At 64.5% G+C, this 25969-nt stretch carries 20 protein-coding genes; 15 read left to right on the forward strand and 5 right to left on the reverse strand.

Annotation, left to right across the window (positions count from 1 at the left end):
• Together GCN74_RS19880 and GCN74_RS19885 are read right to left on the reverse strand one after the other, a co-directional pair.
• Positions 1-1558, reverse strand: a 1558-nt coding sequence (locus tag GCN74_RS19880) for a DUF6600 domain-containing protein (RefSeq protein ID WP_152258267.1), incomplete at its 3' end; no start/stop codon positions are given.
• A gap of 104 nt (positions 1559-1662) precedes the next feature.
• A complete protein-coding gene (locus GCN74_RS19885; RefSeq protein WP_152258268.1) occupies positions 1663-2304 on the reverse strand; it encodes a LysE family transporter in 642 nt (213 codons plus the stop codon).
• A 191-nt stretch (positions 2305-2495) separates the two neighbouring features.
• Between GCN74_RS19885 and GCN74_RS19890 the strand changes: the two genes are divergently transcribed.
• From GCN74_RS19890 to ccoS, 8 genes are all read left to right on the forward strand, one after another.
• Positions 2496-3443: a DUF808 domain-containing protein gene (locus GCN74_RS19890; RefSeq protein ID WP_152258269.1), complete on the forward strand. Its 948-nt coding sequence runs from the start codon at positions 2496-2498 to the stop codon at positions 3441-3443.
• An 84-nt stretch (positions 3444-3527) separates the two neighbouring features.
• Positions 3528-3959 carry an inner membrane protein YiaA gene (yiaA, locus tag GCN74_RS19895; protein WP_152258270.1) on the forward strand — a complete coding sequence of 144 codons (432 nt, stop codon included), beginning with the start codon at positions 3528-3530 and terminating at the stop codon, positions 3957-3959.
• Positions 3960-4004: 45 nt separating this feature from the next.
• A complete protein-coding gene (locus GCN74_RS19900) occupies positions 4005-6113 on the forward strand; it encodes an EAL domain-containing protein (RefSeq protein WP_152258321.1) in 2109 nt (702 codons plus the stop codon).
• A gap of 195 nt (positions 6114-6308) precedes the next feature.
• Positions 6309-7970: a PAS domain-containing methyl-accepting chemotaxis protein gene (locus GCN74_RS19905; protein ID WP_152258271.1), complete on the forward strand. Its 1662-nt coding sequence runs from the start codon at positions 6309-6311 to the stop codon at positions 7968-7970.
• A gap of 24 nt (positions 7971-7994) precedes the next feature.
• Positions 7995-9443: an oxygen-independent coproporphyrinogen III oxidase gene (gene hemN, locus GCN74_RS19910; protein ID WP_152258272.1), complete on the forward strand. Its 1449-nt coding sequence runs from the start codon at positions 7995-7997 to the stop codon at positions 9441-9443.
• A gap of 9 nt (positions 9444-9452) precedes the next feature.
• The gene (locus tag GCN74_RS19915; RefSeq protein ID WP_152258273.1) at positions 9453-10220 is read left to right on the forward strand and encodes a sulfite exporter TauE/SafE family protein; all 768 of its coding nucleotides are present in this window, start codon (positions 9453-9455) and stop codon (positions 10218-10220) included.
• Positions 10221-10242: 22 nt separating this feature from the next.
• Positions 10243-12684, forward strand: a complete 2442-nt coding sequence (locus GCN74_RS19920) for a heavy metal translocating P-type ATPase (RefSeq protein ID WP_152258274.1) — start codon at positions 10243-10245, stop codon at positions 12682-12684.
• Complete coding sequence (gene ccoS, locus GCN74_RS19925) at positions 12684-12866, forward strand: cbb3-type cytochrome oxidase assembly protein CcoS (protein WP_100875003.1); 183 nt, start codon at positions 12684-12686, stop codon at positions 12864-12866. Before GCN74_RS19920 ends, ccoS begins: the two co-directional genes overlap by 1 nt.
• Here the strand turns inward: ccoS and GCN74_RS19930 are convergent.
• Positions 12854-14191 (reverse strand): hypothetical protein, encoded by a 1338-nt coding sequence (locus GCN74_RS19930; RefSeq protein WP_319633477.1) that lies wholly within the window; start codon positions 14189-14191, stop codon positions 12854-12856. The genes ccoS and GCN74_RS19930 overlap by 13 nt on opposite strands.
• A gap of 134 nt (positions 14192-14325) precedes the next feature.
• Positions 14326-16410 carry a DUF3274 domain-containing protein gene (locus GCN74_RS19935; RefSeq protein ID WP_193317170.1) on the reverse strand — a complete coding sequence of 695 codons (2085 nt, stop codon included), beginning with the start codon at positions 16408-16410 and terminating at the stop codon, positions 14326-14328.
• A 297-nt stretch (positions 16411-16707) separates the two neighbouring features.
• Between GCN74_RS19935 and ccoN the strand changes: the two genes are divergently transcribed.
• From ccoN to GCN74_RS19965, 6 genes are read left to right on the forward strand one after another with little or no spacing between them, the layout of a single operon-like run.
• Positions 16708-18135 (forward strand): cytochrome-c oxidase, cbb3-type subunit I, encoded by a 1428-nt coding sequence (gene ccoN, locus GCN74_RS19940; protein WP_034752511.1) that lies wholly within the window; start codon positions 16708-16710, stop codon positions 18133-18135.
• Positions 18136-18150: 15 nt separating this feature from the next.
• Positions 18151-18765 carry a cytochrome-c oxidase, cbb3-type subunit II gene (gene ccoO, locus GCN74_RS19945; RefSeq protein WP_152258276.1) on the forward strand — a complete coding sequence of 205 codons (615 nt, stop codon included), beginning with the start codon at positions 18151-18153 and terminating at the stop codon, positions 18763-18765.
• A 1-nt stretch (position 18766) separates the two neighbouring features.
• The gene (locus GCN74_RS19950; protein ID WP_152258277.1) at positions 18767-18970 is read left to right on the forward strand and encodes a cbb3-type cytochrome oxidase subunit 3; all 204 of its coding nucleotides are present in this window, start codon (positions 18767-18769) and stop codon (positions 18968-18970) included.
• On the forward strand, positions 18963-19883 hold the full coding sequence (gene ccoP, locus GCN74_RS19955; RefSeq protein ID WP_152258278.1) for a cytochrome-c oxidase, cbb3-type subunit III: 921 nt from the start codon (positions 18963-18965) through the stop codon (positions 19881-19883). The genes GCN74_RS19950 and ccoP overlap by 8 nt, the downstream gene beginning before the upstream one ends.
• 4 nt (positions 19884-19887) lie before the next feature.
• Complete coding sequence (gene ccoG, locus GCN74_RS19960) at positions 19888-21270, forward strand: cytochrome c oxidase accessory protein CcoG (protein WP_152258279.1); 1383 nt, start codon at positions 19888-19890, stop codon at positions 21268-21270.
• A 54-nt stretch (positions 21271-21324) separates the two neighbouring features.
• On the forward strand, positions 21325-21849 hold the full coding sequence (locus GCN74_RS19965) for a FixH family protein (protein ID WP_152258280.1): 525 nt from the start codon (positions 21325-21327) through the stop codon (positions 21847-21849).
• Between the two features lie 3 nt (positions 21850-21852).
• Here the strand turns inward: GCN74_RS19965 and fnr are convergent, their stop codons facing one another.
• Complete coding sequence (gene fnr / locus GCN74_RS19970) at positions 21853-22611, reverse strand: fumarate/nitrate reduction transcriptional regulator Fnr (RefSeq protein ID WP_152258281.1); 759 nt, start codon at positions 22609-22611, stop codon at positions 21853-21855.
• Between the two features lie 240 nt (positions 22612-22851).
• Between fnr and GCN74_RS19975 the strand changes: the two genes are divergently transcribed.
• Positions 22852-25926, forward strand: a complete 3075-nt coding sequence (locus tag GCN74_RS19975) for a response regulator (RefSeq protein ID WP_152258282.1) — start codon at positions 22852-22854, stop codon at positions 25924-25926.
• The last annotated feature ends 43 nt before the right edge of the window (positions 25927-25969 follow it).

Consider the following 25969-nt stretch of genomic DNA (forward strand, 5'->3'; position numbering starts at 1 on the left):
GCTCGGCGCGGGGCCAGTCGGCGCGGGGCCGCTGCTCGGCACGCCAGCCGGGATGCGCCACCGGATCTTGCACGGGCGGCAAGGCCGGCGCCGCCGGCATCACGGGCTGTTGCGGTATCGGCGGCCGTTGCGGTATCGGTGGCTGAAGCGGCTGCAGCGGCTGCAGCGGCTGTTGCGGCACGGGCGGCCGGTTCGGCTGCATGGGGCGCGGCGCCATGTGCGCCTGGCCATCGTCCGTCTGCAAGCGGCCGGGACGGTTGACCCAGTCGCGCCGGAACCCGGTGTCGCCGCGCGGTGCATCGGCGGGACGCTGCCAGTTGCCCGCCGGCGCAGGCGCCGTGCTCAAGGGCAAGCTTTGCATGACGGGCGGCGGCATGCTGGTGCGGTTGCGGCGCGGCACGTCGATCGTGCGCTGCTGGCCAAAACGCTCGCCCGGCAGCATGCTCATGCCTTCGCGGCGTTCGCGCTCGCCCGCCACGGAACGGCGCCCTTCGGCCACGCGGTTGATGCGGCGTTCATAGTCGGCGCTGGCGCGGTAGCCGGGCACGTAGCGGTCGTGCGGCGACAGGGGAAACCAGCCGACGCCGGGCGCGGGCCGCTGGCCATGCTGCTGCCATTGGTTGCCGCCCACCCAGCCCACCAGCGCGGGCGCCCATGGCACGCGGCCGCGTTCGCGGCCCGGCGCCCAGCCCCAGCGGTGGCCCAGCAGCACCCAGCGGCCGTAATGCGAGGGCGCGTAGCCCCACGGCGCATTGTCGATCCAGGTCCAGCCCCACGGCGCGATCCACGTCCAGCGTCCGTCGCTGTACGGCACCCAGCCGGCCGGCACGGCGCTGGGCAGCCACAAGGGGCCGTATTCCGCATCGTCCTGCCAGGCGCCGTAGCGGTCCAGCTCTTCATAGCCGGTGGTATCGTCCGTGACATAGCGCAAGGCCGGCGCGGCGGCGGGCAAGGCTACGGGCCAGTTGTCGAAAGCGACTCTCTGCAGGGCGCCCGTGCGCAATTCCTCGTCCGTCAGCTCGGCGCGCTTGCCGGCACGCAAGGTGACGCTGCCCGTGGCGCCATCCACGTCGGCCGCGCCTTCGAGCACGCTGACGACGCTGGTGCCGGGCTGGCGCCCCGCCTCGATGCGCACCCAGCCCGGCTGGGTGAGGATCACGCGCGCCTGGGCCGTGGTCAGCTCGAAGCCGCGCAGCGCATCGGGATTGCGCACGCGCACGCTGGCCGTGCCATAACTGAGATGCAAGGTGAAACTGTCGTCATCGAGCGCGTTCACTTCCAGCTCGGAATCGCCGTCGAGGCGCACGGCGGCCGCGCCCACGCGAAATTCCGCCAGCGCGCCGCGCAGGGTGGTCAGGCGGTTGTCCGTGGTGACGGGCCAGTTCAGCAAGGCATTTTGCGCCTCGCCGTCGCCCGCGCGCACCAGCACTTGTCCTTCGACGGTGGAAATGCGCCCCACGCGGGCGGGCGGGTCCTGCGCCAGGGCCAGGGTGCACGCCGACGACAGCAGCACGGCGCACACGGCGTTCAACAGGGGGAGAGACAGGATAGGACGCATGGCAGCGCTCCAGGCAGGACTTACAAGGATGACATGCTATCGATTACATCCGCATCGGGCGGGCATCGCAAGCGGGCTTACAAATGTTTGCATGTTGACCTGGCTCAGGATGCCGCCTGGCCACCCCGCTTGACAAAGAACAGGGCCGCGCCGACGGCCATCAGCAAGCCGCCAAAGAAGCGGTTCTGCTTTTTCACGGCGCTGGCGTCGCGGAAGAACCGCTGCATCGAGGATGCGAGGAAGGCGTAGCTGTGCATGACGACCAGGTCGATCGTGCACATGGTGACGGCCAGTATCAGCAGCTGCGGCAGCAGGGGCGACGCAGGGCTGATGAATTGCGGCAATACCGCCACCATAAAAATGATGCCTTTCGGATTCGTCACGTTGGTGAGAAAACCCGTCAGCACGCGCCGGCGGCCCGTCGGCAGCACGGCGGCCGCATGCAGGTCGCCCGTCACGGCCACCCTGGCGCGCCACTGCGACAGGCCCAGGTAGATCAGGTACAGCGCGCCCACCGTCTTGACGATATTGAAGGCTACTTCGGAAGCGAGCAGCAGGGAACCCACGCCGGCGCCCGCGATGCCCAGCACCACCAGCAACCCCAGCTGCAGGCCGAGGATGGTGGCGCTGGCCTTTTTCACCCCGTACGACAGGCCATGCGACATCGACAGCACGGCGCCCGAGCCGGGCGAGACGGCGATGATGGAGGCGGCGATGACAAAGGTGATCCAGGTGGCAAAGTGCATGCGGTGTCCCAAAATGGTGATGAGAGGCAATTTTAACCCGCCCCGTGCGGCCCTGCCGGCCCCGCCTGAGGTAAGATCGGGGTCTAGCCTTAGCCCTATCGTCCCTTGCCGTACAACCAAGAATAACATCATGAAGAAGAACACTTGCCTCGCCCCACGCTTCCCTGCCACCACTGCGGGAGTACGCTGAGATGGCCGGCTCCAGCCTGCTGGCCCTGCTCGACGACATCGCCAGCATCCTCGACGACGTTTCCCTGATGACCAAGGTGGCGGCCAAGAAGACGGCCGGCGTGCTCGGTGACGACCTGGCCCTGAACGCGCAGCAGGTGGCCGGCGTGCGCGCCGAGCGCGAGCTGCCCGTCGTCTGGGCCGTCGCCGTCGGCTCGCTGAAGAACAAGGCCATCCTCGTGCCCGCCGCACTGGCCATCAGCGCGTTCGCGCCGTGGGCCATCACGCCGCTGCTGATGGTGGGCGGCGCCTACCTGTGCTTCGAGGGCTTTGAAAAGATCGCGCACACATATCTGCACCCGGACGACAGCCACAAGGCCGAGCTGGCGCAGGCGCTGCGCGACCCGCAGGTGGACCTGGTGGCGCTGGAAAAGGACAAGATCAAGGGCGCCATCCGCACGGATTTCATCTTGTCGGCAGAAATCATCGTCATCGCCCTGGGCACGGTGGCCGCGGCCACCTTTGCCGAGCAGGTGGCGGTGGTGGTCGGCATCGCCATCATCATGACGGTGGGCGTGTATGGCCTGGTGGCCGGCATCGTCAAGCTCGATGACGCGGGGTTTTATCTGTCCGCGCGCAAGGGCGCGGGCGCGCTGATGCAGGGCGTGCGGGCGTGTGGCCGCATGCTGGTGTCGGCGGCGCCAAAGCTGATGAAATTCCTCTCCGTGGTGGGCACCCTGGCCATGTTCATGGTGGGCGGCGGCATTTTGACGCACGGCTGGCCCTGGGCCAGCGGCATGCTGCACCACGTCGAGGAAGCGGTGGGCAGCGTGGCCGGCATCGGCCCCGTGCTGGCCGCCGTCACGCCCAGCCTGATCAATGCGGTGGCCGGCGTCATCGCCGGCGGCCTGGTGCTGGCCGGCGTCACGGCCGTGTCGGCTTTGTTGCGCATGCTCAAATCGCGCACATGAACTTTCTGGTCTGATGGGGCGGCAGGCGCATCCGTGCCTGCCGCCGCGGCCATGCCGGCGGCGCCCGCTGCCCATGGAGACCTCATGCAGACGTCCCCCGCCCCACGCCCCAGCAGCGCCTTTATCGGCGCGTCCTGGGCGGCCTTGCTGATCGGCATCGTCACTTACCTGTCCGGCCTGTGGAATGCCGGCATGGCCCTCAACGAAAAGGGCTATTACTTCACCATCCTCATGTACGGCCTGTTCGCCGCCATCTCGCTGCAGAAATCCGTGCGCGACCGCAGCGAGGGCATCGCCGTGACGGGCATCTATTTCGGCCTGTGCTGGATTTCCGTGCTGCTGGCCTTGCTGCTGCTCACCGTCGGCCTGTGGAATGCCACTCTGCAAAACAGCGAGAAGGGTTTCTATGCCATGGCATTCCTGCTCAGCCTGTTTGCGGCCGTGGCCGTGCAAAAGAATGTGCGCGACGTGGCGCGCGCCTCGGCCACCGCCCCCGCCGAGCTGCCGGGAACTTAAACACCGGCAGCGCATCTATCCCAGTATCCAAGTCGGGAGAGGATGATGGGCGACCAGCAGAAACGTTTACAGATGGCCCTGGAAGCGGCGCACATGGCGATCTGGGATTCGCGCATCGTCGCAGGCCAGGTCATCGACGGCACGGTCAGCTGGTCGGCCAAGGGCGCCACCTTGCTGGGCCTGGAAGAGCGCGCGCTGACGCAGCCGTTCCGCAGCTTTCTCGACTGCGTGCACGCCAGCGACCGCGACAAGGTGCTTGGCGTGCTGCAGGACGGCGTGCGCCGGCGCGCCGGCTACGCCCTGCAATACCGCGTCGTCTGGCCCGACGGCAGCGAACACTGGCTGGCGGCCAAGGCGCAGGTCTTCATGGACGGCGGCGGCCATCCCGAACGCACCTTGGGCATCATCTGGGATATCACCGAGCACATGGCGCGCGAAATCATGATCGCCGAGCGCAAGGAACTGGCCGAAGTGACGCTCAGCTCCATCGGCGACGGCGTCATCACCACCGATCCGCAGGGCAAGACGCGCTACCTGAACCGCGTGGCCGAGCAATTGACGGGCTGGACCAACGACATGGCGCAGGGCCTGGACATCGGACTGACCCTGCCGCTGGCCGATGAATGCACGGGCGAAGCACGCGAGCACGTGGCCATGCGCTGCCTGCAACAGCGCCAGGCCATCGGCATCTCGCCCCGCTCGCAGCTGATCACGCGCGAAGGGCGGCGCATCGCCGTCGAGGATTCCGCCGCGCCCATCTGGTCGCGCGACGGCGACATCCTCGGCGCCGTCGTCGTCTTCCGCGACGTCAGCCACGAACGCAAGCTGAGCCAGCAACTGTCGTGGCAAGCCACGCACGACACCCTGACGGGCCTGATCAACCGGCGCGAATTCGAGCACCTGGTGGCCAACGCCCTGCGCACGGCCAAACAGGACGGCCACGCGCATGCGCTGCTGTACCTGGACCTGGACCAGTTCAAGGTCATCAACGACACCTGCGGCCACGGCGCCGGCGACGTGCTGCTGCAACTGCTGGCCAAGATGCTGCAGGGGCAGATGCGCGACAGCGACATCCTGGCGCGCCTCGGCGGCGACGAGCTGGGCGTGCTGCTGCCCCACTGTCCCATCGAGCATGCGCGCCTGATCGGGGAACAGCTGCGCCGGTCCGTGCGCGAATTCCATTTCGCCTGGGACGAACGCAGCTTCGAACTGGGCGTGAGCATCGGCATCGTGGAAATCAACCAGGACAGCAAGTCCATGAGCGAGTTGCTGAGCGCCGCCGACCAGGCGTGCTACCTGGCCAAGGAGCAGGGCCGCAACCGCCTGCACGTGTACCAGGAGTCCGACGTCATGCTGGCGCAGCGGCATGGCGAAATGCTGTGGATTTCGCGCCTGAACGAAGCGTTCACGCACGATTACTTCCGCCTGTACGCCATGCCCATCGTGCACCTGCACGACAGCCCGGAACACCACGACGAAGTGCTGATCCGCATCCGCAACAGCCAGGGCGACCTGATCCTGCCCGGCGCCTTCATCCCCGCCGCCGAACGCTACGACATGATGCTGTCCATCGACCGCTGGGTCATCCGCGCCGTCTGCCACCATATCCAGAGCGTGCGCGACAGCCTGCCGCCTTTGGCCGCGCTGGCGGAAAGCCGGCGCCGCGCACCGGCCCTGTATTCCGTCAACCTGTCGGGCATGTCGCTGGCCGACACGGGCTTGCAGGACTACATCACCGAGCAGTTCGTGCAATACGCGATTGCACCCGAGCAAATCTGCTTTGAAATCACGGAAACGGCCGTCATCGCCAACCTGCCCAAGGCGCAAGTGTTCGTGCGCCAGCTCAAGGCCCTGGGCTGCCGCTTTTCGCTCGACGACTTCGGCAGCGGCTTTTCCTCGTTCGGCTACCTGAAGGCGCTGCCCGTCGACTACCTGAAAATCGACGGCGTCTTCGTGCGCGACATCGCCAGCAATGCCATCAACCGCGCCATGGTCAAGGCCATCAATGAAGTGGGCCACGTGATGGGCCTGCAAACGGTGGCCGAGTACGTGGAAAACGCGGAAACCCTGGCCATCATCCGCGAACTGGGCATCGACTACGCGCAAGGCTACGCCGTGGGCAGCTTGCGGCCGCTGACGGCGGGCGTCGATTAGACATCCCCGGCAACCAATACCTTTAAAACAATGCCGCATTGCTATCGCTAAATGCGTCTAAGCACGACCAATCTGGAGGATTTTGATCTACATCAATAAATTTGCGTAGGCGACTCCTTACACTGATCTCCATTCTTGCAATCGTGCAAGTCTTACTCACCAATTACTTATTTAACCGATCAGGAAGCCGCGACCATGCGCCAAAATTTGCCAGTGACTAACCGTGAAGTCCTCGTCTTGGACGATCAGGCCATCGTGTCGAAAACGGATATGAACGGCAATATCGTGTATGTGAATCCGTACTTCAGCCAGGTCAGCGGCTTCAGCGAGGCAGAGCTGCTCGGTTCGCCACAGAACATCGTGCGCCACCCGGACATGCCGGCCGAAGCGTTTGCCGACCTGTGGGCCTCGATTCAGGCGGGCACGCCCTGGACGGGCCTGGTCAAGAACCGCTGCAAGAACGGCGACTTCTACTGGGTGCGCGCCAACGTCACGCCCATCCGCGAAGCGGGCAAGACCATCGGCTACATGTCCGTGCGCGTCAAGGCCGACAAGGACCAGGTGAAAGCGGCCGAGGAAGCGTATGCGGCCATCCGCAACAAGGAAGGCGGCAACATCGTCATCAAGAACGGGCAGATCGTGCGCCCGGGCCTGGCGCACCTGCTGCACAACCTGACGCACATGTCGCTCAACCTGCGCATCTGGGCCGCCACTTCCATCGTCAACTGCCTGCAGCTGCTGGTGTGCGTCATCAGCCTGTTCGCCAGCGGCGGCCAGATCACCAATTACGCCATCTTCGGCGCCACCCTGTTCGGCTTCCTGATCAACGTCTTCCTCTGGTACACCTTGCGCATGTCCGTGCTCAAGCCGCTGGGCAAGGCCCTGAACGGCGCGCGGGCGATTGCCGCCGGCGACCTGTCGGGCAGTTTTGAGACGGAAAGCACGGATGAAGTGGGGCAATTGCTGCGCGCGCTGCAACAGATGAACAGCAACCTGATCGCCACCATCCGCGACGTGCGCATCAACGTGGAAACCATGGCCGTGGCCACCAAGCAAATCGCCGTCGGCAATATGGACTTGTCGGGCCGCACGGAATCGCAGGCGGCCAGCCTGGAAGAGACGGCCTCGAGCATCGAGGAATTCTCGTCGACCGTGAAACAGAACGCGGACAACTCCGTGCAGGCAAACGAACTGGCCGTGGCCGCCTCGAAAGTGGCCGTGCAGGGCGGCGAGATCGTTTCCGACGTGATCACCACCATGGATGAAATCAACACCTCGTCGAAGAAGATCGTCGACATCATCGGCCTGATCGAGGGCATTGCCTTCCAGACCAACATCCTGGCCCTGAACGCGGCCGTGGAAGCGGCCCGCGCGGGCGAGCAGGGCCGCGGCTTTGCCGTGGTGGCGGGCGAAGTGCGCAACCTGGCGCAGCGCTCGTCCGTGGCGGCCAAGGACATCAAGCAACTGATTGAAATTTCCGTCGGCAAGGTGGGCGCCGGCATGCTGCAGGTGAACCGCGCCGGCGCCACCATGGAACAGGTGGTCAGCTCCGTCAAGCAGGTGACGGCAATCATGCAGGAAATTTCCATCGCCTCGCGCGAACAGAGCATCGGCGTCGACCAGGTCAACCAGGCCATCGCCCACATGGACCAGGTGACGCAGCAGAACGCGGCCCTGGTGGAGGAAGCCGCCGCGGCCGCCACGCGCCTGGCGGAAGAAGCCGCCAGCCTGTCGCAAGCCGTGAGCCTGTTCAATTTCGGCAAGATGCCGCCACCGCGCCGCGTCGCCATGCCTGGCGGCAAGAGCGGCGCCGCGAACGCGGGCAAACCCGCCGGCCTGAAACGCCTGGCCGCCTAAACCTTTCAAGACTTTACACACATCATGCCTACACTACTCAGCAGTGCTTCCGCCGACCTGGACGCCGTCGTCGAATTCGACCCGGTCATCATCGGCAAGATGAGCCAGTCCGGCCCCCGCTACACGTCTTACCCGACCGCCGACCGTTTCAATGGAGAATTTGGCTACGGTAACTTCCTCGAAGCGCTGGCCGCCCTGCGCATGCGCGGCGGCCGCCGTCCCCTGTCGCTGTACGTGCACGTGCCGTTCTGCGACACCCTGTGCTACTACTGCGCCTGCAACAAGATCATCACGAAAGACCGCAGCAAGGCCGCCACCTACCTCAGCTATTTAAAGCAGGAAATCGCCATGCAGGGCAAGCTGTTTGCCGGCATGAAGCAGATCGAACAGCTGCATTTCGGCGGCGGCACGCCCACCTACCTGAGCGAAAAACAGATGGACGAACTGATGGCGCACCTGCGCCAGCATTTCGACTTCGCCTCCGATGAAGACGGCGAATATTCGATCGAGATCGACCCCCGCACCGTGTCGCGCGAGCGCGTGTTTTCGCTGCGCGCGCAAGGTTTCAACCGCATCAGCCTGGGCGTGCAGGATTTCGACGCCGACGTGCAGAAGGCCGTCAACCGCATCCAGCCCGAGGCGGAAACGGTGGCCATCATGCAGGCGGCGCGCGACGCGGGTTTCCGCTCGATCAGCATCGACCTGATCTACGGCTTGCCGAAACAGAGCCTGGAGACCATGACGGAAACCCTGCGCAAGGTGATTTCCGCCAGCCCGGACCGCATCGCCCTGTACCACTACGCGCACATGCCGCACCTGTTCAAGCCGCAGCGCCGCATCCTCGACGCGGACATGCCCGACAGCGCCACCAAGCTGGCCATGCTGGGCCTGTGCATCGCGCGCCTGACGGCGGCCGGCTATGTGTACATCGGCATGGACCATTTCGCCAAGCCCACCGATGACCTGGCCGTGGCGCAGCGCCAGGGCCGTCTGCACCGCAACTTCCAGGGCTATTCGACGCGCGCGGAAGCGGACCTGATCGCCTGCGGCGTGTCGGCCATCAGTTCCGTGGGCGCCGTCTACAGCCAGAATGAAAAGACGCTCGACGCGTACTACGAGAAGCTCGACGAAGGCGTGCTGCCGATCGCGCGCGGCATCAAGCTCGATACGGACGATCTGTTGCGCCGTATCATCATCCAGATGCTGATGTGCAATTTCGAATTGTCGATCGCCACCATCGAACAGGCGCATCCCGTGAAGTTCCGCAGCTATTTCGCCGCCGAGCTGGAAAAGCTGCGCGAACTGGCGCGCGACGGCTTGCTCGTCATCGAGGAAGACTGGCTGACGGTGACGCCGAAAGGGCGCTTGCTGATCCGCAATATCTGCATGGTCTTCGACCGCTACCTGACGCTGGCGCGCGCCAATACGGCGCCCGATGCGGTGCAGCCGCTGCGCTACTCGAAAACGGTGTAGCGCAGCGCGATGAATGCCCTGAGCCTCGTGCCCATGTTCCTGGTCGGCCTGGCCGGCAGCGTGCACTGCATCGGCATGTGCGGCGGCATCGTGGGCGCCCTGTCGCTGGGCGGCGCCACGCCCGCACCCGGCCGCCCCGTGATCGCCATCGCCGTGGCGCGCCCGGCGCTGCAGAGCACCTTGCCGGCGAACGTGCTGCGCGTGCTGGCCTACAACGGCGGGCGCATCGCCAGCTACATGCTGGCCGGCGCCCTGGCCGGCAGCCTGGCGGGCGCGGGCATGCTGCACCTGGCGTCGCTGCAAGTGGCCGGCTACTGGCTGGCCAACCTGATGCTCGTCGCCCTGGGCTTGTACCTGATGGATGCCTGGCGCGGCCTGGCCCGCCTGGAAGCGGCCGGCAATGTCGTCTGGCGCCGCGTGCGGCCCCTGCTGAAACCCTTGATGCCCATGGATACGTCCCTGAAAGCGCTGGCCGTGGGCGGCCTGTGGGGCTGGGTGCCGTGCGGCATGGTCTACAGCGCGCTGCTGACGGCCATGATGCAAGGTTCGGCCCTGCAGGGCGCGGCCACCATGGCCGCCTTCGGCCTGGGCACCCTGCCCACCCTGCTGGGCATGGGCTTGCTGGGCACGCGCTTGCGCGCGCAGATGCAGCGCCGCCCCGTGCGCATCGCCAGCGGCTTGCTGGTGCTGGGCTTTGGCTTGCTGGGCCTGCTGCGCGCCGCCAACGGCGTGTCGCTGGGCTGGCTCGACGCCCTGTGCGTCACGGGCCATCCATGAAAAGACGCCTGAAAACAAACCCATGAATGCTGTCCTGAAACCTGCCGCCTGCTTCCATTGCGGCTTGCCCGTGCCCGCCGGCGCCAGCTGGAGCGTCACCATCGACGACGTGCCGCGCGCCATGTGCTGCCCCGGCTGCGAAGCGGTGGCGCAAACCATCGTCGACATCGGCCAGAGCGCGTATTACCGCGACCGCGACGAATACGCCGTCAACGCATTTGACGCCACCCTGATGCCGCCCGAACTGCGCCTGTACAGCAATGACGATGCGCAATTCGCGCGCGACGCCAGCAGCTGCGAAGCGACCCTGTCCGTCGAAGGCATCCGCTGCGCCGCCTGCGTCTGGCTGATCGAGCGCCAGCTGACGCGTTTGCCCGGCGTGCAGGCGGCCAGCCTGAACGTCGCCACGGAGCGCCTGTACGTGCGCTGGAGCCGCGCCGAATGCGAACCGGGCGACATCCTGCAAGCCGTGCGGCAAGTGGGCTACACGGCCTATCCCTACGACGCCGTGCGCCATGGCGAGCGCCTGCAAAAGGCCAGCAAGACCCTGGGCCGCCAGCTGTTCGTGGCGGGCCTGTCGATGATGCAGGTGATGATGTACGTGGCGCCGTCCTACCTGGCCGCCGAGGATGGCACCCTGGACGACAGCATGGCCAGCCTGATGCGCTGGGCCAGCCTGCTGCTGACCTTGCCCGCCATCTGCTATTCGGCCATGCCGTTCTTCCAGGGCGCCTGGGCCAGCCTGCGCGCGCGCACCCTGGGCATGGACGTGCCCGTGGCGCTGGGCATCCTGGCGGCCTTCTTCGGCAGCGTGGTGGCGACGTTGACGGGCCGCGGCGAGGTGTATTACGACTCGGCCACGATGTTCATCTTCCTGCTGCTGTGCAGCCGCTATTTCGAGCTGCAGGCGCGCCGCAAGGCTGCCTCCGCACTCGAACGGCTGCAGCACGCCTTGCCCGCATCCGCCTCGCTGATGGCGGGCTTTCCCGACAGCCGCGCCACCACCCTGGTGTCGGCCGGCAGCCTGGCCGTCGGCGACGTCATCCTCGTGAAACCGGGCGAGGCGATTGCCGCCGACAGCGTCATCGTCGAGGGCACGAGCGCGCTCGATTTATCCTTGCTGACGGGCGAGAGCGCGGCGCAACGCAGAAAAACGGGAGAGCGGGTGCCGGGCGGCGCCATCAATGCCAGCGCGGCGATCATCTTGCGCGTGCTCAAACCGGCGCGCGAAAGCACCCTGTCCGATTTATTGAAACTCATCGAGCGGGCCGGCAGCGGCAAGCCGCAGATTGCGCAGTGGGCCGATAAAGTGGCAGCCTGGTTCGTGCTGGGCCTGCTGCTGTTTGCCGTCGCCGTGTTCGCCTTCTGGAGCTGGCACGACGCGGCGCAGGCCTGGCCCGTGGCGATTGCCGTGCTGGTCGTGTCGTGCCCGTGCGCCCTGTCGCTGGCCACGCCGACGGCGCTGGCGGCCGCCACCGACAGCCTGCTGCGGCGCGGTGTGCTGATCGTCCAGCCCCATGTGCTGGAAACCCTGCACCGCGCCACCCACATCGTCTTCGACAAGACGGGCACCCTGACCCTGGGCCGGCCCGTGCTGCAGCAAGTCGAGGGCCTGGGCAGCATGGGCGAGGACGCGTGCCTGCAGGTGGCCGCCGCGCTGGAAGCGGGCAGCGCCCATCCGCTGGCGCAGGCGATCCTGCATGCGGCCGAAGGCTTGCCAGGACAGCAGCCGCGCGCGCATGCGGAACACTTGCAGGAAGTGCAGGGGCAGGGACTCGAAGGCATCGTCGACGGCGTGCGCTACCGCCTGGGCAATGCCGCGTTCGTGGCCGCCATCGCCGGGCCGCCGCTGGGCGACACGGCCGTCGGCGTGCAGGGCATGACGCCGCTGTACCTGGGCATGCAGGGGCGCTGGCTGACGCGTTTCCTGCTCAGCGATGCGCTGCGTCCGGAAGCGGTGGACGTGGTCGCGTATTTCCACCGGCGGGGCAAGCAAGTCGTGCTGCTGAGCGGCGACCAGGAAGCGCTGACGCAAAGCGTGGCGGCGCAACTGGGCATCACCACGGCCTGCGGCGAATGCCTGCCCGATGAAAAGCTCGATTTCGTGCAGCAGCTGCAGGCCACGGGCGCCGTGGTGGCGATGGTGGGCGACGGCATCAACGACGCCGCCGTGCTGAGCGCGGCCGACGTCTCGTTCGCCATGGGTTCCGGCGCCGCGCTGGCGCAGGCGCATGCGGACACGGTGCTGCTGTCGAGCCAACTGGTTTCCGTGCTCGACACGGCCAGGACGGCCGCGCGCAGCATGCGCATCATCCGCGAGAATCTGGGCTGGGCCACCCTGTACAATCTGACGGCCATCCCGGCCGCCGCGCTGGGCTTCTTGAATCCCTGGCTGTCCGGCGTCGGCATGGCTGCCAGCTCGGCCGTCGTCATCGCCAACGCCCTGCGCCTGCGGAAAGTCTAATGGAAGCTCTCTACCTCCTCATCCCCCTCAGCGTCGTGGTCGTCTTCATCGCCCTGTGGGTGTATTTCACGGCCTCCGACAGCGGCCAGTTCGACGACCTCGTCGGACCTGGCCTGCGCGTGCTGCAGGACGACGATACGCCGCCGGAAGCGGCCGCCCCGCCGGCTCCTCAGCGCGAATAGCCTTGCGACCCCGGCCGCGCGTCGAAGCGCCGGCCCCACCATGGCAGGAACACGGTATTGCCGCCGTGCGCGCGGAACCACGGCTGTTCGTGATCGACGGGCCGCACGACGGCCGGCGGCGCCACCACCAGCGCGGTCAATGTCTGCGCGTCGCTGGTGCCCGCCACCAGGACGGGCCGGCCCACGTGGTTCGCGTGGGCGATGGCCAGCGCCACGTTCGTCAGCGCCGTGCCGGCGCCCGTCTCACCCAGGAGCGCCGGCATGTTGAAGGTTTGACGGTTGAAATCGAAGTCGGGCAATTGCTCCGTCAGGCTTTGCGCCAGCGGGCCAATCCGCTCTGACGAAACAGGATAGGTGCTGCCCGCATCGTGGACGACGTAGCCGATGGCGTCATCGGTCAATTGCGCATTGCGCGCGGCGGCGTCGATGGCGCCGCTCCAGGCCTGCACGGCGCGCGCAGACTGTCCCTTGCCGGCGGTGAAATCGGTGGCGCTGCGCGTGGCGGGAAAGCCCAGCCACGCCAGCGGCGCGCGGTCCGTCTTATAGCTCGGGCCGGCCAGCACCAGCAAGACCATGTTTTCATTGATCTGCTCATCCTTGGGCGGATAGCTGGGCGCGTCCCAGTTCATCACCCACACCGTCTTGTCGGGGTTCGCCTGCAGATACGCCAGCCCCGCCGCCAGGGAAGCAAACCCCGCATTGGCGCCGCCCATCGTCACGCGCACGTCGGGCGGTGTGGCCGTGGTCCAGGAATCGGGAAAGGAGGGGTTGCCGATGCTGAAGGCATCGGTCATCGTTTCAATGACGTATTTTCCCGCCTCGTCTGGATCAAGCCGCCCGGCCGGCAAGGCATATTCGACGTGGATGCCCGCCAATTCGCGGCGCGTGGATTTGTCGGTCAGCGAGTGGGCGTTGTAAAAATATTCTTTGCTGGAAAAATATATGTCATGAAAGAGATAAATCAATTCGGTAATGTATTTGTGATGATATCCTTTGAAGGTCTCGCTACCGTTATTACCGTAGGCAATCATCCCTATTGACTGCACCTTGCCAAAGCGTACGGGATTTTCCTTTACTTTGCTATCGTCCTTGTTCGGCTTGGCCAGCCCCAGCGTCCACAGCAATTGCCATTCGGTCGGATAGTCGCGCCGCTGTAGCGGATTGAGCCACTGCACGCCCACGACTTGCGCCATGTACGGCTGCGCGGGCACAGCGGGTACGGCCGCGGCAACCGGTGCCGCGACGGGCGCCTTGCTGGCGCAGGCCGACGTCAGAAAAAGCACGGCAAGCGCCAGCAGGGCTGGCATCAATAACAGTCGTTTCATCAGCAATCCTTCTTTAAATGGAACATCGATTGGCCCGGTCTGCAATATCGACCAGAGTGCAATACCGGACGCCAGACTGAATACGAGCATGCTCCAGCCCAGCCTGCGCGGTAAGGTAGCAATCAAGTTGCGCATCAGGATGTCTCCGGGCGCTTGTACGTGCGCTCATCCACAATTTCAGAAGGCATGCTTCCCGTACTGCCACAGCTGCGTACCCAATCCAGCAACGAGATTTTTTTGAATTTCCCCCAAAGAAAATATTCATAAAATATCTTTTGACTATCACTATCATCCAAGCCTTTCAGCAAACGCCAATCTGCCGCGATACGCAGTTGTCGCATCGCCTTCTCGCCGATATGGCACACCCCAATCGCCACGTCATACGCCAGCGCCTTTTCCGCGTGCCCGGGATTGCTCAGGATGGTGGAGTGGTCGGTCGCGTGCGTGTCGCAGGTGGCCACCAGCTGTGCGGCGATTTCCTGGCGGCGCCATTGCAGATATTCCGGCGTGGCGGTGGACAGGTCATCTTCCATCATCGCCTTGCCGTCATTGCCGTCGAACTTCTCGCGGCGGGCTTTCATGCGCAGGCGGGCATGGTCTTCGTAGCGCAATGCCGCCTCGGTATCGCGGTTGCCCTGCGGCGCACCGCCCACGCCGTCATCGGCGTACGGGTCGCCTTCCTGGCGCGCCTTGCCCGCATGGCGGTGCGTGCCGGGCGGGTCGATATCCTGGTCGAACTGTGGGCTGGCTACGCCAAAGCGCATGGCCTGCGGTGCAAACACTTCCGGCAAGGCGGGCGCCGTCACGGGGATGCGCCAGTCGTCGGGCGGCACGGCATTGATGGGAGTCTTCAGCATCTTCATGAGGGCCGACATGGCCGCGGCCGTGCGCACGCTCGCCTCCTTGCCGGCCGCGCTGGTGCTGGCGCGCACGCCTTTATTCGGATCGTAGCTGGAGATCGGCGAACGGGGGTGCCAGAAATCGGCGCTGCCCCGCGCGGGCTGGCGATAGTGATTGCTCCAATAGTCATAATCGCCGCGCCGGCCAACGGGAAAGCCCTGCGCAAACACGCGCTGGGTAAACACGCCGTCGCCACGCGTAGCCTTGATCTCTTCGGCGCTGAGACCCAGCCAGCCGATGCCCTGGATGGGCGTGGCGGAAATCACCTGGTCGTGCGGATTGCAATACAGGGTGACGCGGCCGCGCGTGCCTTTCTGCGGGCCGCAGCCATGGCTGGCCTTGTCCTTGTCCACGCTGAAATCATGTGTCTCGTTGTCCGCCATGCGGCGCAGGCAGGGATCGATGGCCGGTTCCGACGCCTGGCCGCGCACGATGTCGAAGAACGCCGCCAGGGTCTGGCGGCGCGCCTTGCCGCTCTGCCGGCCCACATTGCCATCGACATCCCTGACCTGCCCCTGCAGCCAGCCTTCCGTATCGTTTCTGCGCAACAGGCTGTAGGGCGGGTTGCACAAGACATAAGTATCGGCCACGCAACGGCCACTTTTGCCTGCCGCATCCCGCACGTCGGGCATCTTGTTGCCCAGAAACGCGGCCGCCATGCCCACCATATTGCCCTGGCTGTGACAAACCAGGGTGATGGGCGCGTCGGCCTGCTGCCGGCGGATGGCCGCCACCAGGTGCGCCAGGCGCAGCGCGGCCAGCACGAAGTAGGGGCGCGGCGGGCAGGCATACACGATGCGGTCGTTGACGGGATTCAGATGCTCGATATGGATGAACAGGAAAAGGGCGTCGGACAGACCCTCGCCCCACAGGTCCGGCAGCGCAGAGCAGCCATTGGCGAACGGTCCGCCGCCCCAGTAAGCGTGTTCGTTCAGGTAGACGGAATCGCCATATTTCTGCAATTCGGTGTCGCTGGCCTTGTAGCCCCAGCGGAACTGGATCACGGGCGAGAAATGCGCTTGCGGCGCGACGAAGGTGCTGGCCGTGTAGTCGGGATCGACATAGCCGTCATCGCTCAGTTCGCGCCGGTAGCGCAGCGGCGTCAATTGTCCGGCCTCGGGCGTGGCGTGGCACAGGTGCTCGTCGCAACGCTTCATGCGCGCATTCAAGCCCTTGCACAGGCCTTCTTCCGCCGCGCCGTACCACTCGCCTTCGGAATTGACGCCGTGCACGAAGATGACAATGCCCGGCGACGGCATCTGCTGCAGGCAGTCGAGCAGGCTGTGGCAGAACAGGGACGTTCCGCTGAACTTTCCCACAACCAACTTAATATCTTCACCATCCGCTGGCGCGCTATCGGCATGACTCATGGCTAGCCCTCATCATGACTGGACTGGCCACTCTAAGCCCTTGCTCATGCGCACGTTTTACGCCACATCAAGCAAGCTGTTGCAGGGATCTTGCATGGCTTTTTTGATCGAAATATCACTTTATTTCGATGCCAGTTCGCTACGCTTATTTCATCCGGGGAATTTTGATCCACATCAAAGTTTTTTCGCGGTCAAACACTTACTCTCTGGCCACCATCATAAATAGTAATTCCAGGGAGAGTCTTTGTGGATCAATCGCTGAACTATAACTACAAGATCGTGAAGCAATTCGCGGTCGCTACTGTGGTATGGGGCATCATCGGCATGCTGGTTGGCGTTATCATCGCCGCTCAGCTGGCCTGGCCTGCCCTGAACCTCGACATACCTTGGCTGACATACGGACGCTTGCGTCCGCTGCACACGAATGCGGTGATTTTCGCCTTCGGCATCTGCGGCCTGTTCGCTACTTCGTACTACGTGGTGCAACGCACCTGCCAGGTACGCCTGTTTTCCGACAAGCTGGCCGCCTTCACGTTCTGGGGCTGGCAAGCGGTGATCCTGTGCGCCGTCGTCACCCTGCCCATGGGCATGACGCGCGGCAAGGAATACGCGGAACTGGAATGGCCTATCGCCATCCTCATCGCCGTCGTCTGGATCGCGTACGCCATCGTCTTCTTCGGCACCCTGATCAAGCGCAAGGTCAAGCACATCTACGTGGCCAACTGGTTCTTCGGCGCCTACATCCTGGCCGTGACGATTTTGCACGTGGTCAATGGCGCCGTCATGCCAGCCTCGTTCACCAAGTCGTATTCCGCGTATGCGGGCGTGCAGGACGCCATGATCCAGTGGTGGTACGGCCATAACGCGGTGGGCTTCATCCTGACCGCCGGCTACCTGGGCATGGTCTACTACTTCATCCCGAAACAGGCCGAGCGCCCCGTGTACTCGTACCGTCTGTCCATCGTCCACTTCTGGGCGCTGATCTTCACCTACATGTGGGCGGGCCCGCATCACCTGCACTACACGGCATTGCCTGACTGGACGCAATCGATCGGCATGGTCTTCTCGCTGGTCCTGCTGGCACCAAGCTGGGGCGGCATGATCAACGGCATCATGACCCTGTCGGGCGCCTGGCACAAGCTGCGCACCGACCCGATCCTGAAATTCATGATCGTCTCGCTGTCGTTCTACGGCATCGCCACCTTCGAAGGTCCGATGATGTCGATCAAGACCATCAACTCGCTGTCGCACTACACGGACTGGACCGTTGCCCACGTGCATGCGGGCGCCCTGGGCTGGGTGGGCTTCATCACCATGGGTTCCATCTACTACCTGCTGCCGCGCCTGGCCGGCCGCACGCAGATGCACAGCACGCGCCTGGTCGACGTGCACTTCTGGGTGGCCACCATCGGCATCGTGCTGTACATCGCGGCAATGTGGATCGCCGGCGTGATGCAGGGCCTGATGTGGCGCGCGGTCAATCCGGACGGCACCCTGACCTACACCTTTGTCGAGAGCGTGAAAGCGACGTATCCGTACTACGTGGTGCGCGTGGCCGGCGGCCTGCTGTACCTGTCGGGTATGTGCATCATGGGCTACAACACCTGGATGACCTTGCGCGGCAGCAAACTCCCCGTCGCCCGCATTCCGGAACTGAACGCGGCGCACGCCTGATAGGAGCGAAAGCAAATGAAATTTTCACATGCATGGATTGAGAAAAACCCCTGGCTGCTGATCGCCCTGGTCACCGTGGTGATCAGCATCGGCGGCGCCGTCGAGATCGTTCCCCTGTTCTTCCAGAAGAGCACGACGGAACCCGTCGCCGGCCTGAAGCCGTACTCGCCGCTGCGCCTGGCGGGCCGCGACATCTACGTGCGCGAAGGCTGCTACAACTGCCACTCGCAGATGGTGCGTCCGCTGCGCGCGGAAACGGAACGCTACGGCCACTATTCGGTCGCCGGCGAGTTCGTCTACGACCGTCCGTTCCAATGGGGTTCCAAGCGCACGGGGCCCGACCTGGCCCGCGTGGGCGCCCGCTACAGCGACGAATGGCACCGCACGCACTTGAACAACCCGCGCGACGTGGTGCCCGAGTCGAACATGCCGGCCTACCCCTGGCTGGCGAAGACCAAGCTGGTGCCTGACGAGATCATGCCGAAGATGCGCGCCCTGCAACGCCTGGGCCAGCCGTACAGCGATGAAGAGATCGCCGCCGGCCCCGCGCAGCTGCAGGACAAGACGGAAGAAGACGCCCTGGTCGCCTATCTGCAAGGCCTCGGTACATTAATCAAAACAAGGAATTAGCATGGCAATCGAAAACCTGTTTGACAGCGCCAGCAGCGTCATGACGGTGGTTTCCTTTACGACGTTCGTGGGTATCCTGTGGTGGACCTTCAGCCGCAGCAACAGCGACTTCGACGCGGCAGCACGCCTGCCGTTCGCCGACGACGCGCTCGACTATCCGGCCGAGGCCGGGATGAACCTGGCGAAGGAGCATCACCATGGCTGACTTTACCAATGGTTTCTGGAATATCTACATCATCGTGCTGTCCCTGCTGGGCATCATCGGCTGCGGCGTGCTGCTGTACTCGCAGTCGAAAGTGAAAGTGGCCGCCGGCGCCGCCGCCGACGGCACCACGGGCCACGTGTGGGACGAGGACTTGAAGGAACTCAACACGCCGATGCCGCGCTGGTGGATGTGGCTGTTCTACATCACCATCGTCTTCTCCCTCGCATACCTGTTCCTGTATCCGGGCCTGGGCAACTATGCCGGCAGCCTGGGCTGGAAATCGACGGGCCAGTACGAGGAAGAGCTGAAGAAGGCGGAAGCCGACTACGGCCCCCTGTTCAACAAGTACCTGAGCCAGGACCTGAAGACGGTGGCGGCCGATCCGCAGGCGCAAGCCATCGGCCAGCGCCTGTTCCTGACCTACTGCGCGCAATGCCACGGTTCGGATGCGCGCGGCAACAAGGGCTTCCCCAACCTGACGGACAAGGACTGGCTGTATGGCGGCGATCCCGACATCATCAAGACCACCATCATGCACGGCCGTAACGGCCAGATGCCGCCGATGGGCGCCGCCCTGGGCTCCGAAAAGGATGTCGAGAACGTGGCCCATTATGTGCTGAGCCTGTCCGGTTCCACCTCGGACCCCGTCAAGTCCGTGCTGGGCAAGGCCAAGTTCGGCGCCTGCATGGCCTGCCATGGCGCCGATGCGAAGGGTAACCAGATGCTGGGCGCGCCCAACCTGACGGACAAGATCTGGCTGTACGGCGGCAGCGCCGACACCATCATGGAAACCGTACGCAAGGGACGCAACAACACCATGCCGGCCTTCAGCGATTTCCTCGGCGAGTCCAAGGTACACGTGCTGTCGGCGTATGTCTGGAGCCTGTCGAATCCCCAGACGCCCGTGAAATGATGTAATGGAACCTCAAGTCATCAAGATGTATGCGGCCCGCGAGCAAATCTACCCTCGCGAGGCCAAAGGACGCTACGCTACCTGGCGATGGGTATGCGTATGGCTTACCCAGCTCGCGTTCTACGGCTTGCCGTGGTTGACCTGGAATGGCAGGCAAGCCCTGCTGTTCGATTTGACCACGCGCAAGTTCTACATTTTCGGCGTCGTGCTGTGGCCCCAGGATTTCATCTACCTGGCGGCCCTGCTGATCATCTGTGCGTATTTGTTGTTCCTCGTCACGGCCATTGCCGGGCGGGTGTGGTGCGGCTTTTCCTGCCCGCAAACGGTATACACGGAAATCTTCCTGTGGGTGGAACGCAAGATCGAGGGCACGCGCAGCGCGCGCATGGCCCTCGACAAGCAGGGCCCGTCCTTGCGCAAGACGGCCAAGAAGACGGCCAAGCACCTGGTGTGGGGCGCCATCGCCCTGTGGACGGGCTTTACCTTTGTCGGCTACTTCACGCCGATCAAGGAACTGGCGCAGGCGGTGACCACCCTGAACTTCGGTCCCTGGGAATGGTTCTGGGTCTTGTTCTACAGCCTGGCAACCTACGGCAACGCGGGCTGGCTGCGCGAGCAGGTGTGCAAATACATGTGCCCCTACGCGCGTTTCCAGAGCGCCATGTTCGACCAGGACACGCTGATCATCACCTACGATGCCAAGCGGGGCGAACCCCGTGGCGCCATGAGCAAGAAGGCCGGCAACAACGACAAGCTGGGCGACTGCATCGACTGCACCCTGTGCGTGCAGGTGTGTCCGACCGGCATCGATATCCGCAACGGCCTGCAGTATGAATGCATCGGCTGCGCCGCCTGCGTCGATGCCTGCAACAGCGTGATGGACAAGGTCGACCGGCCACGGGGACTGGTACGCTACAGTACCGACCATGCGATGGAAAACAACTTCAATTCGAAGCAGATACGCCAGCGCGCCATGCGCCCGCGCGTCCTGATCTACACTTCCATCCTGGCCCTGATCATCATCGCCGTATGTACCTCGCTGGCCCTGCGCACGCCATTGAAAATGGACGTGATCCGCGACCGCGGTTCGATGGGACGCGAAGTGGAAGACGGCATGATCGAGAACGTCTACCGGCTGCAGATCATGAACACCTCGGAGCAAAGCCAGCATTTTAAAATCAGCGTATCCGGCTTGCCGGGCCTGACCTTGCTGACGCGCGATGAAGTGACCCTGCAGCCGACGGAAACCCTGGGCTGGCCCATCCGCCTGCGCGCGCCGCACGGCGTGGGCGAGAAGGGCTCGAACAAGATTGCGATCGAGCTGCAATCGCTGGACGACCCATCGCTGCACGTGCGTGAAAGCGCGGTCTTCATCGTGCCGCGCTAATGCAGGAAGGCCAATCCCCGCATGGGGATTGGCCGCTTAAACAGGAGAAATATCATGTCCGACAGCCTCAAGCTGCAAGCCCCCGTGGCGCCGTGGTACAAGCATCGCTGGCCATGGCTGCTGATGATCGGCCCCGGCCTGTCCGTCGTCGTCGGCAGCACCATGGGCTATATCGCGTTTACGCAGCCCGACGCGCTGGTGGTGGGCGATTATTACAAGCAGGGCAAGGCGATCAACCAGGACTTGCGGCGCGATACGGTCGCCAGCGACCTGGCCATGTCAAGCAAGCTATCGTACGACGTGGCGGCAGCGCGCCTCAGCGGTTCCGTGCACAGCTTCGGCAAGGCGTATCGGGCGCCGCTGCAGCTGCACCTGGCGCACGCGACCCAGCCGGAAAAAGACATCAAGCTGCTGCTGCAGCCTGATGCGGCCGGCAACTTTTCGGTGGCGCTGCCCATGCTCGAGCGCAGCCGCTGGCAGGTGCTGGTGGAAAACGACAAACGCGAATGGCGCCTGTCCGGCATCTGGACCTGGCCCCTGCAGCGCAGCATCGCGCTGCAGGCGGATGAAGAGCTGTAAATCTTACTTGCAGTTGTCCGTGCCGGCCGTAATGGCCTTCAGCTTGGCCGGCTGCAGGATCTCGATCTCGCGGTTCGAGACGCGCAGCCAGCCTTCCTTCTTGAATTTCGACAATAAGCGGCTGACGCTCTCGATGGTCAGGCCCAGGTAGTTGCCGATTTCCTCGCGCGACATGCGCAGCTGGAAATTGCTGCCCGAATAGCCGCGTGCCTCGTAGCGCGACGCCAGGTTGACGATGAAGGCGGCAAAGCGCTGGGTCGCCTGCATATTGCCCAGCAACAGCATGACGCTTTGCTCGCGCGTGATTTCCTGGCTCATCATGCGGTGGAAATGGCGCAGCAGGGTCGGCATATTGCCCAGCAATTGTTCCAGGCTTGAAAACGGAATTTCACACACTTCGCTGTCTTCCAGCGCCACGGCATTACAGTGGTGGCGGTCGGCGCTGATGGCGTCCATGCCCAGCAGTTCGCCAGCCATCTGGAAACCCGTCACCTGCTCTTCGCCGCCCGGATTGATCTGGTAGGTCTTGAAGTGCCCCAGGCGGATCGCATACAGGTTCTGGAACGAGTCGCCGATGCGGAACAGCGAGGCGCCGCGCGCGATCTTGCGGCGGCGACCGATGATCTGGTCCAGCCGGTCCATATCACCCACATCCAGGCCCATCGGCAGGCACAATTGATGCATGCTGCAGGTCGAGCATCGCGCACGCAACGCCTCCACGTTCACTGTGGGCAAGGTTGGAGTGAGTAACGCTTCAGTCATGTCGGTACCTTTTAGAAAATGCAACAACAAGTTTACTGCATACAGGGTTGCCGTGTGCCAATTTCACGGTAATTTCGGCGAATAAACGACGTCCAGCCTTTAATTATATGGCAACATCGTCAAAAGCCCGTATGGGGCAAGGCAATTTGCGCAGCGGCGCTTGCCAAGCTCGGGCATTGATAGGAAAATTCCTGACAGCATTATCTGCCGCCTGTGCCGCCCGGTACTGAAAAGGAAATCATGAAGCCTCTCGGCATCAAAGCAAAAGTCGCGCTGGCCACCAGCCTGACCTCGATCGCCATGATCGCGCTCGTCACCATGATCCAGGTGCAGCACATGCGCGCCGACTTCACCAAAGTACTGCTGAGCCAGCAGTCTTCCCTGATCAGCCGCACCGCTGCCGAGCTCGACGACAAGCTGGCCATGCTGCTGCAGATCGTCACCCTGACGGCCCGGCAGCAGCCGCCGGAATTGATCGCCCAGCCCGCCAAGCTGCGCGAATACTATGCGCGCCGCTCGATGCTGGTGCTGTTCGACGACGTGCTGGTGCTCGACGCGCAAGGCGCCGTCGTGGCCGACATGCCGCTGGTGACAGGACGCGCCGGCATCAACGTCGCCGAACGCGAGTATTTCCAGACCGTCCTGCGCACGCGCCAGCCCATGATCACCGAACCGATGCTGGGCAAATCGAGCGGCATGCCCATCGTGCAGATGGTGGCGCCCGTGCTGGCTGCCGATGGCCAGGTGGCTGGCGTGGTGATCGGCGTGCTGCGCCTGTACAAGGACAACCTGCTGGGGCGCCTGCGCACGGAAAAGATCGGCAAGAGCGGCTATTACTTCATCCTCACGCGCGGCGACGTGCCGCGCTACGTGCTGCATCCCGATACCAGCCGCTTGCTGCAGCCGCGCAAGCCGAATGCCAACCTGACGACCACGCAGCTGCTGAAGGAAGACGGCGAAGGCAGCATGGTCAGCACCAACAGCCGCGGCGTCACGGCCGTCAACAGCTTCAAGCGCCTGAAGTCCGTGAACTGGCTGCTGGCCGCCTCGCTGCCCGTCGAAGACGCCTTCGAACCGTTCGATGGCGTGCTGTACCGTCTGGTGCTGTGGAGCATCCTCGCCTCGCTGCTGGCCGCTGCCGTTCTGGGCTGGGTGACCGTGCGCCTGCTGTCGCCGCTGGTGCGCCTGCGCGACACCCTGCTGGCCCTGCGTAGCAGCGGCAGCCGTTTTACACCCGTGCCGGTGCAGCAGCGCGACGAGATCGGCGAACTGACGGAAGCGTTCAACGGCCTGATGAGCGAACGCGACCGCCTGCAGCAGGAACTCGAAGCGCGCGCGGCAGAGCTGGAGCGGGAGCGCGACCGGGCCGAGGCGGCCAACCGCGCGAAGAGCGACTTCGTGGCCAACATGAGCCATGAAATCCGCACGCCCCTCAATGCCGTGCTGGGCATGGTGTATTTGCTGGGCAACACCAGACTCGACACGGAACAGCGCAAATACCTGACCATGGTGCGCGTGGCGGGCCAGTCGCTGCTGGGCATCCTCAATGACGTGCTCGATTACTCGAAGATCGAGGCGCGCCGCATGGAATTGTCGCCCGTCGAATTCGACCTCGACGAAGTCATGAATACCCTGGCCACGACGATGACCATGAATGCGGGCGAGAAGGAGCTGGAACTGGCCATCGCCGTCGAGCCCGACGTGCCGCGGCGCCTCGTGGGCGACGCCCAGCGCCTGCAGCAAATCCTCGTCAACCTGGCCGGCAATGCCATCAAGTTCACGGAGAGCGGCGAAGTGGTGGTGGCCGTCAGCCTGGCCGACAGCCAGCAGGGCAGCGCCCGGCTGCGCTTTGAAGTGCGCGACACGGGCATCGGCATGACGGCGCAGCAGCAACAGCAGCTGTTTGCCGCGTTTTCACAGGGCGACCAGAGCATCACGCGGCGCTTCGGCGGCACGGGCCTGGGCCTGGCCATCAGCAAGCAGCTGATCCACATGATGGGCGGCGAAATCGCCGTCGCCAGCAGCGAAGGCAAGGGCAGCCGCTTCTGGTTCAGCGTGCCGTTCGAGATGCTGGCGCAGCCGGCCGAAACGCGGCGCACGCCGGCCCTGGGTCAGCTGCGCCTGCTGGTGGCGGACGATAACCGCACCACGCGCGAACTGATCGTCAAACTGATCGAGGCATGGGGCTGGCTGGCCGACGAAGTGGATTCCGGCTTTGCCGCCATCGAACTGTACCGCGAACGCCTGGCGCAGCAGCAGCCGTACGACGTGGTGCTGGCCGACTGGCACATGCCCGTGATGGACGGCCTGGCCACGGCCAAGGCCATCCGCCAGGCCGCCGCTGGCCAGCGCCAGCCCATCGTGGTGATGGTCAACGCGTTTGCCCGCAACCACCTGGAGGAAATCTCCAGCGCGGCCGAGGCCGACGTCGTGCTGATGAAGCCGATCACGGGCTCGAGCCTGTTCGATGCCCTGCACCAGGCGCTGATCGCCAAGGACGACGGCGGCGAGCAGCGCATCCTGCACCAGCCGCTGGGCACGGAACTGGCCGGCGTGCATTTCCTGCTGGTGGAGGACAACCACCTGAACCAGGCCGTGGCGCGCGGCATCCTCGAACACATGGGCGCCACCCTGGACGTGGTGGGCGACGGCTTGCAGGCCGTGGAACGGCTGCGCACGGAGGCGCTGCGCTACGACATCGTGCTGATGGACATGCAGATGCCCGTCATGGACGGTTTCAGCGCCACCCACATCATCCGCACGGAACTGCGGTTGAACCTGCCCGTGATCGCCATGACGGCCGGCGTGCTGGCGTCCGAACGCGAACGCTGCATGACGGCCGGCATCAGCGATTTCATCGCCAAGCCCGTGGTGGTGGAAGAGATGATGGAAGTCATCCTGCGCCACCTGCCCAAGCGTCCGCAAGTGCAGACGGCGGAGCCGGTGCCCGGTGCCGACGAGGAAGTATTTTCCATGGCGCCCCTGATGCGCGTGATGGGGCGCGATGCAAAGGGGCGCGGCGTGCTGCGGCGCATGGTGGAAGACGCACTGAACAAAGGCATGACGCCCGTGCGCGACGCCGAAACGGCGTTGCAAGCGGGCCGCCACAGCGACGTGGCGCGCATCCTGCACGGCGTGCGCGGTTCCGTGGGCACCCTGGGCACCAAGCGCCTGATCCGCGCCGCGTTTGCCACCGAGGAAGCCATCGATGGGGGCCGCTTCGATGCGGTGCCGGCGCTGCTGGCGCACACGGCGCAGGAACTGGAACTGGCGCTGGCGGCGGCGGCCGATTGGTTGTCGCGGTTGCAGGATTAGGCCTGCAACGTAAAGCTGGGGTCAGACCCGCCGGGTCTGACCC

This window comes from Janthinobacterium sp. FT14W (genome assembly GCF_009208755.1).
Classification (GTDB): Bacteria; Pseudomonadota; Gammaproteobacteria; order Burkholderiales; family Burkholderiaceae_D; genus Janthinobacterium; species Janthinobacterium violaceinigrum.

Excerpts from the sequence above, each read along its gene's own strand:
- GCN74_RS19920 (WP_152258274.1), top strand. The coding sequence starts at position 10,243 with ATGAATGCTGTCCTGAAACCTGCCGCCTGCTTCCATTGCGGCTTGCCC.
- GCN74_RS19915 (WP_152258273.1), top strand. The coding sequence starts at position 9,453 with ATGAATGCCCTGAGCCTCGTGCCCATGTTCCTGGTCGGCCTGGCCGGC.
- GCN74_RS19965 (WP_152258280.1), top strand. The coding sequence starts at position 21,325 with ATGTCCGACAGCCTCAAGCTGCAAGCCCCCGTGGCGCCGTGGTACAAG.
- GCN74_RS19890 (WP_152258269.1), top strand. The coding sequence starts at position 2,496 with ATGGCCGGCTCCAGCCTGCTGGCCCTGCTCGACGACATCGCCAGCATC.
- GCN74_RS19900 (WP_152258321.1), top strand. The coding sequence starts at position 4,005 with ATGGGCGACCAGCAGAAACGTTTACAGATGGCCCTGGAAGCGGCGCAC.
- GCN74_RS19905 (WP_152258271.1), top strand. The coding sequence starts at position 6,309 with ATGCGCCAAAATTTGCCAGTGACTAACCGTGAAGTCCTCGTCTTGGAC.
- yiaA (WP_152258270.1), top strand. The coding sequence starts at position 3,528 with ATGCAGACGTCCCCCGCCCCACGCCCCAGCAGCGCCTTTATCGGCGCG.
- hemN (WP_152258272.1), top strand. The coding sequence starts at position 7,995 with ATGCCTACACTACTCAGCAGTGCTTCCGCCGACCTGGACGCCGTCGTC.
- ccoS (WP_100875003.1), top strand. The coding sequence starts at position 12,684 with ATGGAAGCTCTCTACCTCCTCATCCCCCTCAGCGTCGTGGTCGTCTTC.
- ccoP (WP_152258278.1), top strand. The coding sequence starts at position 18,963 with ATGGCTGACTTTACCAATGGTTTCTGGAATATCTACATCATCGTGCTG.
- fnr (WP_152258281.1), bottom strand. The coding sequence starts at position 22,611 with ATGACTGAAGCGTTACTCACTCCAACCTTGCCCACAGTGAACGTGGAG.
- GCN74_RS19950 (WP_152258277.1), top strand. The coding sequence starts at position 18,767 with ATGGCAATCGAAAACCTGTTTGACAGCGCCAGCAGCGTCATGACGGTG.
- GCN74_RS19930 (WP_319633477.1), bottom strand. The coding sequence starts at position 14,191 with ATGAAACGACTGTTATTGATGCCAGCCCTGCTGGCGCTTGCCGTGCTT.
- ccoO (WP_152258276.1), top strand. The coding sequence starts at position 18,151 with ATGAAATTTTCACATGCATGGATTGAGAAAAACCCCTGGCTGCTGATC.
- GCN74_RS19885 (WP_152258268.1), bottom strand. The coding sequence starts at position 2,304 with ATGCACTTTGCCACCTGGATCACCTTTGTCATCGCCGCCTCCATCATC.
- GCN74_RS19975 (WP_152258282.1), top strand. The coding sequence starts at position 22,852 with ATGAAGCCTCTCGGCATCAAAGCAAAAGTCGCGCTGGCCACCAGCCTG.
- ccoG (WP_152258279.1), top strand. The coding sequence starts at position 19,888 with ATGGAACCTCAAGTCATCAAGATGTATGCGGCCCGCGAGCAAATCTAC.